At 41.6% G+C, this 13,316-nt stretch carries 14 protein-coding genes; 12 read left to right on the top strand and 2 right to left on the bottom strand.

Translation table 11 applies throughout. The annotated features are described in order from the left end of the window. Positions 1-39 precede the first annotated feature (39 nt). On the bottom strand, positions 40-1,227 hold the full coding sequence (serB, locus tag DABAL43B_RS12230) for a phosphoserine phosphatase SerB (protein ID WP_079692649.1): 1,188 nt from the start codon (positions 1,225-1,227) through the stop codon (positions 40-42). A gap of 436 nt (positions 1,228-1,663) precedes the next feature. Here serB and DABAL43B_RS12225 point away from each other — a divergent pair, with 436 nt between their 5' ends. The 6 genes from DABAL43B_RS12225 to DABAL43B_RS14280 all read left to right on the top strand — a co-directional run bounded on the left by DABAL43B_RS12225 (position 1,664) and on the right by DABAL43B_RS14280 (position 5,928). Next, positions 1,664-3,202: a hypothetical protein gene (locus DABAL43B_RS12225; protein ID WP_079692648.1), complete on the top strand. Its 1,539-nt coding sequence runs from the start codon at positions 1,664-1,666 to the stop codon at positions 3,200-3,202. A 194-nt stretch (positions 3,203-3,396) separates the two neighbouring features. After that, positions 3,397-3,633, top strand: coding sequence for a PA3496 family putative envelope integrity protein (locus DABAL43B_RS12220; RefSeq protein ID WP_079692647.1), 237 nt, complete (start codon positions 3,397-3,399; stop codon positions 3,631-3,633). A 313-nt stretch (positions 3,634-3,946) separates the two neighbouring features. Continuing rightward, a complete protein-coding gene (locus DABAL43B_RS12215) occupies positions 3,947-4,504 on the top strand; it encodes a YecA family protein (RefSeq protein ID WP_079692646.1) in 558 nt (185 codons plus the stop codon). A gap of 54 nt (positions 4,505-4,558) precedes the next feature. Next, complete coding sequence (locus DABAL43B_RS12210; protein WP_089554541.1) at positions 4,559-5,029, top strand: YbjQ family protein; 471 nt, start codon at positions 4,559-4,561, stop codon at positions 5,027-5,029. A 98-nt stretch (positions 5,030-5,127) separates the two neighbouring features. Continuing rightward, complete coding sequence (locus DABAL43B_RS12205; protein ID WP_079692645.1) at positions 5,128-5,598, top strand: YbjQ family protein; 471 nt, start codon at positions 5,128-5,130, stop codon at positions 5,596-5,598. 177 nt (positions 5,599-5,775) lie between these two features. Continuing rightward, a complete protein-coding gene (locus tag DABAL43B_RS14280; protein ID WP_171996355.1) occupies positions 5,776-5,928 on the top strand; it encodes a hypothetical protein in 153 nt (50 codons plus the stop codon). A 48-nt stretch (positions 5,929-5,976) separates the two neighbouring features. Here DABAL43B_RS14280 and DABAL43B_RS12195 read toward each other — a convergent pair whose 3' ends face one another. After that, positions 5,977-7,086, bottom strand: coding sequence for a formate/nitrite transporter family protein (locus DABAL43B_RS12195; RefSeq protein WP_079692643.1), 1,110 nt, complete (start codon positions 7,084-7,086; stop codon positions 5,977-5,979). 157 nt (positions 7,087-7,243) lie between these two features. Here DABAL43B_RS12195 and DABAL43B_RS12190 point away from each other — a divergent pair, with 157 nt between their 5' ends. From DABAL43B_RS12190 to DABAL43B_RS12165, 6 genes are all read left to right on the top strand, one after another. Continuing rightward, positions 7,244-7,822 carry a hypothetical protein gene (locus DABAL43B_RS12190; protein WP_079692642.1) on the top strand — a complete coding sequence of 193 codons (579 nt, stop codon included), beginning with the start codon at positions 7,244-7,246 and terminating at the stop codon, positions 7,820-7,822. 158 nt (positions 7,823-7,980) lie between these two features. Further along, positions 7,981-10,899 (top strand): valine--tRNA ligase, encoded by a 2,919-nt coding sequence (locus DABAL43B_RS12185; protein WP_413771847.1) that lies wholly within the window; start codon positions 7,981-7,983, stop codon positions 10,897-10,899. 52 nt (positions 10,900-10,951) lie between these two features. Continuing rightward, complete coding sequence (locus tag DABAL43B_RS12180) at positions 10,952-11,245, top strand: hypothetical protein (RefSeq protein ID WP_145952537.1); 294 nt, start codon at positions 10,952-10,954, stop codon at positions 11,243-11,245. Then, positions 11,223-11,399, top strand: coding sequence for a hypothetical protein (locus DABAL43B_RS12175; RefSeq protein WP_171996354.1), 177 nt, complete (start codon positions 11,223-11,225; stop codon positions 11,397-11,399). The genes DABAL43B_RS12180 and DABAL43B_RS12175 overlap by 23 nt, the downstream gene beginning before the upstream one ends. A gap of 235 nt (positions 11,400-11,634) precedes the next feature. Continuing rightward, complete coding sequence (locus tag DABAL43B_RS12170; RefSeq protein WP_079692638.1) at positions 11,635-12,216, top strand: hypothetical protein; 582 nt, start codon at positions 11,635-11,637, stop codon at positions 12,214-12,216. Further along, on the top strand, positions 12,213-13,298 hold the full coding sequence (locus DABAL43B_RS12165; protein WP_079692637.1) for a DUF262 domain-containing protein: 1,086 nt from the start codon (positions 12,213-12,215) through the stop codon (positions 13,296-13,298). Before DABAL43B_RS12170 ends, DABAL43B_RS12165 begins: the two co-directional genes overlap by 4 nt. The last annotated feature ends 18 nt before the right edge of the window (positions 13,299-13,316 follow it).

Here is a 13,316-nt window from a genome sequence, read left to right as displayed (position 1 = left end):
AATACATTAGCCTAGCTTATTATTAGCAGTCTGTAATCGTTATTTGCTACGGGCGAATGCCGGATAGCCAAGCGCATAAAGTGTGCCTTCAAGCCCTGTGACATTGACGGCCGCATCTGCGCGCGCTTGTACGATAGGTTTGGCATTAAAAGCCACACCCAGATCAGCGCTTGCCATCATCGGTAAGTCGTTGGCGCCATCACCGATGCAGATCACTTGCGACATTGCAATGCCCAAGCGCTCAGCAGTATGAGCGACGATAGCCGCTTTCTTAGCGCCATTAATAATAGGCAGTTGCACATGACCGGTGACTTCGCCCTCTTCGATATCTAAAGGATTGGCATGCACTTCATCGATACCTAATTGCTCAGCGATATAGCGGGCAAAATAGGTAAAACCACCTGATATCAATACCGTATGGTAGCCTAAGGCTTTAAGCGCGCTGATAGTGGTACGAGCGCCTGTCGATAAAGTTAAGCGTGTGCAAATCTCATCAAGTACGCTGGTTGGGATGCCCTGTAATAGTGCCACACGCTGAGCAAAAGATTCGTCAAAATCCATTTCACCGCGCATCGCCGCCTCAGTGATGATTTCTACTTGCTCGCCAATCCCTGCTGTTTTTGCCAGCTCAACGATGACTTCTTGTTCAATTAACGTAGAGTCCATATCGAAGCAAGCAAGCTTATGGGTGCGCAGCATATGACCAACCGATAGGATATGACAGTCGACGACATCCAATTGGTCGCTCGTTATTGAGCTTTGAGCGTTTTTATAGTCTTCAGTCAAGTCGCGACGCAACCGCGTGGTCAATTGATCGTCAATGATATGGGCTGCTGCCGTTTTTTTAGCAGGATGCATCAAGGTATCAGTAACCGGTACCAGCAAATAGCGGAAAACTTGCACATCGATAAACGAGGGTTTGGCAAATGTTTGCGCCGTGTCTGTATCAGCAATCTCAATATCTACAAAACTCGCATCGGCATCTTCTGCCACCGTGACCAGATGCCAATTTGGCTGCTCATCAACCCATGATTGTACATATTGGTGGATATCGAGCGAGGATACATGCGTCGGCAGTACCACAATCAAGGCAAAAATGGGCAAGGATTGCAGCGCATCAAAATCTTGTAAATTAGTACCCTCTGGTAATAGCGAGGCCACAGAATCGACGGCTTGTTGCCATGCTTTGCTGTCTTTTGGTAACGAGTAAGATGTATTTTTTAGCATCGCTCAATTGTCCCTTGTATGCTGGTATAAGATTAGGAATAATAACAGTTTTACTCGGCAGCGCCTATAGATGAGGCGCAAAGTATCACAGCCGGATAAAAACACCCGTCACGTCCAAAAAGGTCGGTAGAATAAAAGAAACGTATTACCATAAATTTATGATACTAGCTAACGCCATAACCCTTACTATGGTGATATAGTAGGCTTAAATGAGCGGGCGAGTGCTTAATAAGTACTTGATAAATGCTTGACCCAAACATACTTGCACAACAAATCTACTGTACGATGGCAGCGTCTCATAAATAGTCTTTATTTAAATAAGGATTCATTTAGACGATGCGGTATTAAATTAAGCAAATATAGCGACATATCCTTCTAAAAAATGAGCCAACGCCTCGTTTTTTAATTCCATTTATCCAAAAAAGTTTAACATATCATGACCTATTTAGCGCCGCGGCAAGGGTTGTTTGCCATTATTCTTCTGGTTAGTTTTTGTTTGCAAACTCTATTGTTGGTCATCAGCACCGATCAACAGCTGAGCAACAGTCGTGCGCAAAAAGGCGAGCAAATGGTCGCTCAGCTCATTGATGAAGCACGGCTGTCTTTAGAAAATAAAGACCGAGTCAGTTTGAGTGTCATTGCCAATCGCTATACCAGCGAGCAGGACGTGACCCGTATACTAATCAAAGACAATAATGGCGATATATTGGTGCCCGTCGGCAATGCGCCAATGCAACAAGGCGACACGATTAGCCAGATAGCCACCAAAGGCGATGCGGTTATCGGTAGTGTGGCATTAACCCTAAAAGATATTAGCAAAGGCGAAATCATTGCGATGCAATGGCCGTTTGTGATTGGAACGATGCTGCTACATTTATTGCTATGGCTCATTTATAGTTACATTGCGCGCCCTACTAGGGAGCAAATCAACGCCATCAGCCGTGATGTCCAAGACTTGCATCGCGAGCAATATAAACAATTCGATCAGCGCGGCTACGATCGCGAATTGGAACGTCGTCAATCAGCGCCTACTGCTGCTGAGAAGGAAACTGGCGAGAGTGATGGTTTGGGGTATGATGTTGATAGTCTTTTAGATAGCCAGCTTAACCCTCAAGCAGATGCCAGTGCGCTACATAACCCTTTATCTAATACTCGAAAATTAGACATTCATAGTGCCGTAAATCAGTATGTAAGAACACAGCAGAATCAAGATACAGCGCTCAATGATAATGACACTGCTAATGGCACTGATACCGCTGCAAGCAATACGACAGAAAGCCATGCGATCAATCATGCAGTAGATAGTAGTCCAAACGGTACGAATGGCGTTGATAGTAGCAATCAATCTCATAACGCCTCTCGATTGTCTGCCACCCGGCCGTTTGATAGTATCAGCGTACAAATTGTATTTCATGATGAATTTAATATGCTTGAGCGCTTAGCGCCGTCTCAGCGTCTGCCTTATTTAGCGTTATGTACGCAGCTATTGAATCAAGCGGTGACTGAATTACTCAAACAGCCATTGTTGCTGGGTGTGAGCGCATTGAATGAGCCATACTTTGATGAAAGTGGCGCTTATGTGATGCTCAAGGCAGACAATAGCCACGCAAAAGTGGCCTTAGCGGGTGTTATGTTGGGTAAGCTGTATTTGATGCTCAATAAAATCATTCATGATAAGCACATCGAGTTATCACGATTTGCCTTGCCAGCAAAAGCTGGGGTGAGTGACAATGCTCAAGTCGAGGCCATGAGTCAGCTGCTAGAAAGCGTGGGTAAAAAAGAGCAGATGCTCATCTTGCTCCCCAATGGCGGTCTCAAACAAATCAGTAATCATGTCCAAGTACAAAGTGTCATGCGTCCAACGACTGTTTATGAGCGTGAGTGTGCGGTATTTGATGGCGGCAATGATGCCATGATTCAGCGTTTAGCAGATGTGCGTAACGCGGTACTGATGATTGAAGAGGCAGCAGAGTAGGTATAAATAGCTCCTTTAGCTTAACCAAAGCCTCTACAATTGCCTGTGCGATAATTGTTATCTTCACCTTGGTATTTACTCATAAATCAGCCATAGTGATAAAAAGGATTGACAACGCCTAGTAGAGACTTTATAAGGCATATATATAACGATATATTTTTAATACACTTGCCTAAAAACGATAGGAGTTTGTCATGAGTGATGCTGATATTGATGACGATTTTGATGATGATTTTGTCGACGATGACGATGCAAAGATGGTAGAAGAAGCCGAGACGAGTGTGCGTACGCGCTTAAGCAGTCTTGAAAAACGCCGTTTGATCGATAATTTGCTAGAAGAAAAACGTTTGGCTAAAGAGCTAAAAGACGATCTTGACGATATAGATAATTTCGATGAAGACGGTGATGATTGGGACGATGACGATATTTAATTCGTCATTTAAGCGGTAGAATTTTCGCTTACATACTCAGTAAAACCACTTCTTAATAAGTGATAATGATCTAATTGGTATTAGCTAACCATCGTTAACTAATGATCCTCAGTCGACTGTGCTAAGCTGGTTGTATTCTGTTTTTAACAATGGCCTTTCAACCAGCCCTCTTCAATAAGTTTACTTTATCAAAGTTTATTTGGATTTATTTTCTTAATTCAGATAAATGTCATCCTTATATTTCCTACCATTTTGTATTTAACACATTATTTATTGCGCATGACGCAAGCTATCCTCCAAGGACAACCACACGATGAATAACCAACTAAGTTTCGATGAATTATTAGATTATTTAGACAATGAAGAAAGTCAGTTTGTGCTCGATAGTGTCGCCACCCATGGTTTTTTGACCGCGACCGTCATTGGACGTCCGCTGCCTAATTGGTTGGAGGCATTGTTTGAAGGTCATGTGAGCGAGATTCCAGCAAACGTGATTGATGGTATTCAGCGCTGGCGTGAGTCTATTATTGCTGAGCTAAAAAACGAGACGCCTATTGAGCTGCCGTTTGGTGAAGATGCGGGCAATGAAGAAGTGGCGGTCGATTTTTCTGATGATTCAGATATCGTTGCTTGGTCGATTGGGTTCGTCGATGCGATGTATGGCGATGAAGCCAGTGATTGGATGGAAAACGAAGAGACAGCAGAAGATGTGGCAGTCTTGACCTTGCCGATGATTGTGTTGAGCGGTATTGATGACGAAGATCCAGACCTTATCGAGATGCGTAAGGATCAAGATAAAATGGCGCAAATGGCCAATAGTATTGAAGGCAATCTAACTGAGCTGTTTTTATTGTTTCATACCAACGACTAGGGCGAACTATAGACGTTGTTTTTAATCCGGATAACTCAAAGATAAGGCAGTATTATGACCGTGCAACTCTCCAACCTTGAGTACTTGCCTAACTATCAAATAACAGAGCGCTTAGATGTGGTTTATGGCAGTACCGTGCGCTCAAAGCACGTCGGTAAAGACTTGTTTGCTGGTCTAAAAAACATCGTTGGCGGCGAGTTGACCGCCTATACCGAACTGTTAGAAGAATCGCGTCAAGAGGCGATAGATCGGATGGTGGTAAAGGCAGAAGCCTTGGGCGCTGATGCAGTCGTTGGCTTGCGGTTTTCGACATCTAGCATTGCGCAAGGAGCTTCCGAGCTTTTTGTTTACGGTACCGCTGTCAAAGTTGTACGCGTGCAACAACAGTCTGCGTCGCCTCAGCCTCCGAGCGACCATTACGGTCATACGCATTATCAACAGCCAGCGCAAGCGCCTGCTCAATCACCCACTACGACGCCAGCAGCTACGGATGAATTACCACGTTTCAACCCTTTTGGTGAATGAGCCACTGCTTAAAGCACTGATGTAAAACGCTAGCTTAAAGCACTGATTTAAAGTACTGGTTTAAAGCAACGATGCTTTTTGATGACAAGAGACGTCCCATGAATAACTCTCTCAGCCAAATGCTGATGAACTATGCACCGCTTATCGTCCTGTTTGTGGTGGGTTGGTTTTTTGGTGCGCGTCATGAACGTCAGCATCTCGCACAGTTAGTACTTGCAGAAAAATCCCTAAGTTATATTATTGTATCCACTGAGCGTTTTTATCAGCCAGCGCTTGCTGATAATACACAAGGCGATCTGGTGCTCGGCAGCGTTGTTATCGCGCAAGATTATTTTAAAATGGTGATTGCTCGTATTTTAAGTATCTTTGGTAAAAATCTAACCACCTATGAGACTTTACTGGATCGCGCTCGCCGCGAGGCAGTAGTACGTATGCGCACCCAAGCGCAGGCTAAAGGCTATAATCATATCTACGGCTTGCGTCTTGAGGTTAGTAATATTAATCAATTAGGTAGCATGGTCGAAGCGATTGCTTACGGTACGGCAGTTATGAGCAGCGAGCACGCCTAGAGCATTGTTGTTTTATGGCAATTAGGCAATTTTTATTTAGGTTTATTTATACTTAACATCCTGCATTAATTTACATTTCACACCAATGCTCGCCTTATAAAAGGCAATACTATGTTGCTCTTAAAAATAATTTTTGCACTCATGTTAATGTATGCTTTTTTTAGGATAGTAACATGGTTGAATGATGCTAATAATCATGAGAGTATATCGATTTGGCTGTCGGAGCATCTTGACAGTAGCGATAAAGGTGACAGCGGTTCTGATGGCAGTGGCTCTTCTAGTAGTGACAGTGGCTCTAGTGGTAGTGACGGTGGAGGCGGCGGTGATTAGAAAGTGATTACCAGCGAGTTGAAAAATCTGTAATGCGCCATTAAGAGCTTAACGCCGACGCCGACGCGCATTTATCCGCGCTACTTTATCTTGCTCCTCATCTTCAGCTTGCTGTTTTATCTTTTCGATATCAAATAAGAAGGTACGGTTTTTGAGTACGGCGACAAACACCACGCCGCCTACCGTATTGCCAACCAGTACGACCACTAAAAACCATAAGTAGCTCGTTAAGCTGACAGTATTGCCATACAATAAGGCAGAGAATACTTCGATATTGCCAACGATACTATGATGCAAACCTAAAAAGCCAATACTACCCGTAATAAGAGTTACCAAGACAATGCGGCTAAGCGTATCGCGCGCCGAAGTCACAAGCCAAGCTGCCACGCCCATCATCCAACCCGCTAATACTGAGCTACCAAATATCACCCACCACTCAAAGCCTAAAACATGCTGCGCATAGGCATCAATATTAGCGACGGTAAATAGCTGCATGTTAATACCTAAGCCAATCATTAATGCTGCAAACAGGCAACCGCCGACGATATTACCAGCAATGACAATTCCCCAAAGCCGTAGCAGCTTCCATAGTGGCTCTATTTTGTTGAGTACGGGTAAGCTTAACAGCGAGGTCTGCTCAGTAAATAATAACGACTGACCGATAACGACGATGATAAAACCTAACGGATATAATAGCGACGCCAGTACCATCGCATAATCACTAGGTAGTACCTCGCTCAGTAGCGCAAAAGCGGCTAGAATAACAAATAAGCTGATGCCAATCTCAAGCCCAGCGGTAAAGGCACTGGTAAATAATGAGCCAAGTGAGCGGTTAAAGGTTTCTCTGGCATCGATGACTTGTTCAACTAAGATGCTGGCATAGCTTTTAGGTGCGCTAAGATTGTCATCGCCAGCGACTTCTTTGATAGAGGCTTTGTCCTCTTCGCTAATATCTTCAGAGAAGTCGTGGTCGTCTAAATTCTCAGTAGCATCAGTGTCAGTAGCATCAGTGTCAGTAGTATCAATGTCACTGCTATCAATATCACCGTCTTGTTTATTTTCAACTTTATAGTCATGATTAGCGGCACCATCAACTAAACGCTTATCGTCTACATTGTCAGCCTGAGAGTTGTTCTTATGCTCGGTATCTTGGGACACGGTCAGCTCGCTGTTTATCAGATAGTGATTTTAGTATCTGGTCTATTCTATAGTAGGACTATAACCTATTATGTTTAGTATTCAGCTAATTGCTGTTGTTAATTCTTTATCCTGATTCTTAGTCAAATCTATTGTTTTAATGTAGTGGTGAGAGGTTATGCGAACATTATCTAAATATAGCCCTTGGCAAAGCGAGATGGCAGTGACGGCTAGTCTTCTGAAGCTTGATTTATTATCAGATAAGAAAATTGTCGAGTACACTCATTACTTACTCGATAATGAATACTACGACGATGAGATGTTATCGATAATTGATGATGACCCTATATATCCAAGAGGCAATAAAGAATCGTTTCAAAGAGCACTTTCTAGTTTAGGTTTTCCAGACATCTATACAGAGCAATCTAAGTGGATTTATACTTACAGGCTCATGAACAACTATGCGACAGCACCAAACAATCACTATGTTTTTGCTAATGAGGCAGTAGGATTTTATTATAAATTTGATGAGTTTTTCAACAATGATAGTCATTTAAAGGAGATAAGTAAGCTCAAGGATTTGCTTTATTGTATAGAGGATGCTGGCGACAATTTCTATATGGGATACATCACGCATGGCTATAATGATCCTGTAACGTTATATCGTATGCAATGTCAGTTTTTTCAGCTTTGTCATCAATGGATAACAGATAATCATCCAAAGATAGAGTCTATTTTCAAAGCGCTATACGCCTAAATGACCTTAGCATCTAACAAAATCCTGCTATCTGCGTTAAAATCACTCTACTAATTATTTCATCTATTTTTAACATATTTATTTGACCACATTCATTATTAATAAAAGACCATTCTATTATGAGCAACCCTAATACCGATACTAACACTAAGACCAACCTGACCCAATCTATCCAAGCAGCCCTAAGCCAACTTGAGCACGCCTACAATCCTGCTGAGGTTGAGGCTGGCATGTATCAAGGTTGGGAAGAAAGCGGTTATTTTAAGCCGAGCTTTGATAAAGATGAGTCTTTCTCTATCGCCCTACCACCGCCAAACGTGACTGGCTCGCTGCATATGGGTCATGGCTTTAATAATGCCATTATGGATGCGCTAACGCGTTATCACCGGATGGATGGTGACAATACGCTTTGGCAACCGGGTACGGATCATGCTGGTATTGCAACCCAAATGGTCGTTGAGCGTCGTCTGGAAGCTGAAGGTATCAAGCGCCGTGACATGACGCGCGAAGACTTCATCGATAAAGTCTGGGAATGGAAAGAAGAGTCGGGCGACAATATCACCCGTCAGATTCGCCGTTTGGGTAGCTCGGTCGATTGGTCGCGTGAGCGCTTTACCATGGATGATGGTTTATCAAATGCCGTTAAAGAAGTGTTCGTCCGTCTTTTCGATGATGGCTTAATTTATCGTGGTAAGCGTCTGGTGAATTGGGATCCTAAATTCCAAACTGCGCTATCGGATTTAGAAGTTGAAAATCATGACGAAAAAGGCAGCTTGTGGCATTTCCGTTATCATTTCACCGATAAAGATATCACCACTCAAGATGGTAAAAACTATCTGGTCGTAGCAACCACGCGTCCTGAAACCTTACTCGGCGATACTGCTGTTGCAGTCAATCCGAGCGATGAGCGTTATGCACATTTAGTTGGCAAAACGATTACTTTACCAATTACTGGACGCGTTGTACCTATCGTTGCTGATGATTATGTCGAAAAAGACTTTGGTACTGGCTGTGTAAAAATCACCCCTGCCCATGACTTTAATGACTATGAATTGGGTCGTCGTCATAACTTGCCACTCATTAATATCCTTGATGAGCGCGCCAATATTTTACCAGCGATGGAAGTTTATCCTGACCTGCAAACGCGTGAGCCAGAGCTTGAAACCACACCAAGTGAATATGCTGGACTTGAGCGTTTTGCCGCGCGTAAAATTTTAGTGGCGCAAGCAGGCGAGCAGGGTTGGTTAGAGGAAATAGAAGACTACGCCCTTAAAGCCCCGCGCGCTGAGCGTGGCGGTACGATCGTTGAGCCGTGGTTGACCGATCAGTGGTATGTGGCAGTCAATAAACTTGCTAAGCCTGCGATTGACGCGGTAGAAAATGGCAGTATTGAGTTTGTCCCTGCGCAATATAAAAACATGTATATGTCGTGGATGACTGATTTGCAAGATTGGTGTATCAGTCGTCAGCTCTGGTGGGGACATCGTATCCCAGCTTGGTATGACGACGCGACCGGTGAGATTTATGTGGCGCGTGATGAAGCAGAAGTGCGCACAAAATATAATCTAAGCGACGACGTAAAATTACGCCAAGATGATGACGTCCTTGATACGTGGTTTAGCTCCGGTCTATGGACATTTAGTACGCTTGATTGGGCAGACGTCAATGCTGATCCGCGCGTGCTCAAAACCTTTCACCCGACCAGCGTGTTGGTTACCGGTTTTGACATTATCTTCTTTTGGGTTGCACGCATGATCATGATGACCATGCACTTTGTCAAAAACGAAGATGGCACGCCGCAAGTACCGTTTAAGACCGTTTATGTTCATGGTCTGGTGCGTGATGGCAATGGTCAGAAGATGTCTAAATCTAAAGGTAACGTCTTAGATCCTATCGATTTGATTGATGGTATTGATTTAGAAGCGTTAGTCGAAAAACGCACTAGCAATATGATGAATCCAAAAGATGCGGCAAAAATTGAAAAGCAAACGCGTAAAGAGTTCCCAGAAGGTATCCCAGCTTTTGGTACCGATGCGCTGCGTTTTACCTTTACCTCGCTTGCCAGTACTGGTCGCGATATCAACTTTGATCTCAAACGTGTCGAGGGCTATCGTAACTTCTGTAATAAAATCTGGAACGCCAGCCGCTTTGTGCTGATGAACTGTGTGGATAAAGAAGGCAATGCCCAAGCGATTGACCAAACTGCCAATCCAGAGGTTTGGGAATTACCAGAAAAGTGGATTATGAGTCGCCTAAACTCAACGGTTGCCAATATTCATCAGCATTTTGCTCAGTATCGTCTCGATATGGTCAGCCATGATATTTATGAATTTATCTGGAATGAATACTGTGACTGGTATGTTGAGCTTGCCAAAGCCAGCCTAAATGATGACTCGGTGTCGGATGAGCGTAAAGCGCAAATTCGCTATGTATTGCTCCATGTATTAGAGACTGCGCTACGCTTTAGCCACCCAATCATGCCGTATCTGACTGAGCAAATCTGGCAGACGATAGCACCGTTATTGGGTCGCAAAAATACTGATAGCATCGTAATCGCTGATTATCCACAAACTGATAATGCGCAAATTAACGCGCAAGTTGAAGCTGATATGGCGTGGCTACAACAGCTCATCGCTAGTGTGCGTAATATCCGTGGCGAGATGAAGCTGGGTAATGCGGTGCGTCTGCCAGTATTGCTACAAAATATCTCTAGCGACGAAGATGCGCGTCTATCTCGTATTAAAAATCAGTTTAAAGCGCTTGCCAAAGTCGAGAGCCTAGAGATACTAAAAGAGGGCGATGACGTGCCACTATCATCATCAAGTATGATTGGACAGCTACGCGTGCTTGTCCCAATGAAAGGACTGATTGACCCAACCGCTGAGCTGGCTCGTTTAGGTAAGTCATATGATAAGTTAAAAGGTCAAGCTGAAGGTATCTCGCGTAAGCTGGGTAATGAAGGCTTTGTCAGTAAAGCGCCCGTAGAAGTGGTCGATGCTGAAAAAGCAAAACTGGCTGAGTTAGAAGGGCAATTGACAGCCATGACAGCGCAGATGGAAGAGTTAAAGGCGTTGTAGATTATAAGTAATCGTTATAATGATCATAACCTTAATACTTGCGTTCTTAAACATGGCGATTCTATATTTTTATTGGAATCGTCATGAGCCGTTAGATATGCATGCCATTTTCGCCACTGTATTTATGGTGGTATATGTGCTTATTTATCTATTCTTGAATCCTCCATACTTCTCACCGAATCGCCATATTGATACCTTGCTGATAATATTACCTCTAGTATCGTATGGCGCTATTCTATTTCCTGAAATAAATGCGACGATACCAGTACAAGGTACAAAGGGATTTGGTTGGTTAGGGTTGGTTGTAACTGTGGTGGTTTTGGTTGGGTTTAAATGGTTTTTTTAAGCAAGCTGAAAGCATTTCGCGTAAGCTGGGTAATGAAGGCTTTGTCAGTAAAGCGCCTGTGGAAGTGGTCGATGCTGAAAAAGCGAAACAGGCTGAGTTAGAAGGGCAGTTGACCGCCATGACGGCGCAGATGGAAGAGTTAAAGGCGTTGTAGTTTCTATATTTGCTAAATAAGATAAAGCCATCTTGTAAGGTGGTTTTATTATGGGTTACTTGAAAGTTTGAATAATGCATATTGATCTGAAATTTAGATACTATTTCTATTAAAACACTTGCTGTAAAAATAGGATTATCTTATATGAGATTGAGATCTTATATAAGATACAAAAGGGCTTAATGGCTATGGAGCAATCTCTCTATTCTCTTCATAGGTCTTAAAAAGGTTAATTATGGATTATCAAGGACAAATAGATGAGTGTCTTAGTAACGATACTCCTTTAGATGATATTGTCAGAAGATTCTTTTTGGTTCATCCTACGTATGCATTCACTGAAAATTTAATAGTAGCTGACGATATATTAAACAGAGTCAGTCTAAATTTTAGTGTACCTATAAATGATATATTAGTTTGTGGATCAGCTAAGTTAGGATTTAGCTTGTATAAAGGAACATCTTATAATCCAGGATCTTCTGACCTTGACCTAGCTATTATTAATAACAAGCTTTATTGTGATATTTTTAATAGAGTATTGAGTGAAACTAGGAACTATTCAAAAGGTCATTTATTTCGTAATTCTAATTTAGAAAAATACAAATATGGAATAAGCCTGGGTATGATTAATTATAATTTCATGCCAGAAATAGAACTGAAGAAAGATTTGTTAAAGTTCTTCGATGAAATGTCTATAGACTACAGAAGTCTCTTCTCAGGTGTATCATGTTGCTTTTATATGTCTGAAGATAATTTCAAGCAAAAGCAAATCAATGGTCTTAGTAAGTGGAAAAATAACAACTTTAAGGATTATAAATGATTCCATATCAAATCAGATCTGTTCAGTTATTAAATCTTGTTCGTGACATAAAAAATGGAAATCTAATTACAAATGCATATTTCCAAAGAAATTTAGTTTGGAGAGAATTACATAAGAAAGATTTAATTAAAACAATACTTGATGGTTATCCATTTCCACTTATTTTTATTTCTAAGGGTGAAATAGATGTGAATGAGATGGTATCTACTTCATGTGTCGTAGATGGTCAACAAAGAACAAATGCAATAGTTTCATTTGTTAACAATGATTTTTCTGTAGGTAATAGATATTTTAGAGATTTCAATGAGCAAGAGAAATCAGAATTTTTTAAGTATGAAATCCCAGTATGTGAGCTTGATATTAAAAATACAGATCCTAGAGTTTTAGACATATTCCAAAGAATTAATAGGACGTCTGATTCTTTGACGGCGATTGAAAAGAAAGCTTCTGAATATGGATCGTCATATTTTATGTTAGTTTGTCAGTTTTTGTGTGAGCAGATTGAGATTGATGATTCTGAAATGGACGGTGAAGATTTTAAACTTGATCCAAATATACCAAAAGAATTTTTAGTTTGGGCAAGGAATAACAAACTTGAATTTATTGCTTTTCAAGAACTAATGACGGATAAACGGATATTTTCCATAAGAGATATTTCAAGGAAAATAAACCTTCAATATACTTTAAATATGGTATCAACATACTTAGGAGGATTCTATAATCGAAACGATAAAGTGGATGAATACCTAGAGACGTATTTAGAGGATTTTGAATTTAAAGATAGGGTTACTACGAACTTTAATCGAGTTGCTCGTTTTTATCTGGATTTGAATCTGGATAAAAAATCTATATGGTTTAATAAAGCTAACATGTTCTCTTTGTTTGTCGCTCTGTTAAAGGTTGATAATTTAGAATCTTTAGATAAAACTGAACTGTGTCTTAAGTTAAATGGTTTTAACAACGAGCCTGCTTATGAAAATGGCTATAGAATAGCTGCAAAGGAAGGCACGAATAACTTAAAAGAGAGAAAAATAAGAAATGATATCATCATGGAGTCTATTCTGAACTCTCAGGAAGAGTAATAAATAAATTGAGTTTTG

Source organism: Psychrobacter sp. DAB_AL43B (assembly GCF_900168255.1).
Taxonomy (GTDB): Bacteria; Pseudomonadota; Gammaproteobacteria; order Pseudomonadales; family Moraxellaceae; genus Psychrobacter.
The sequence above is the reverse complement of the archived record's forward strand: the minus strand, read 5'-3'. Positions and strand labels throughout refer to the sequence as shown.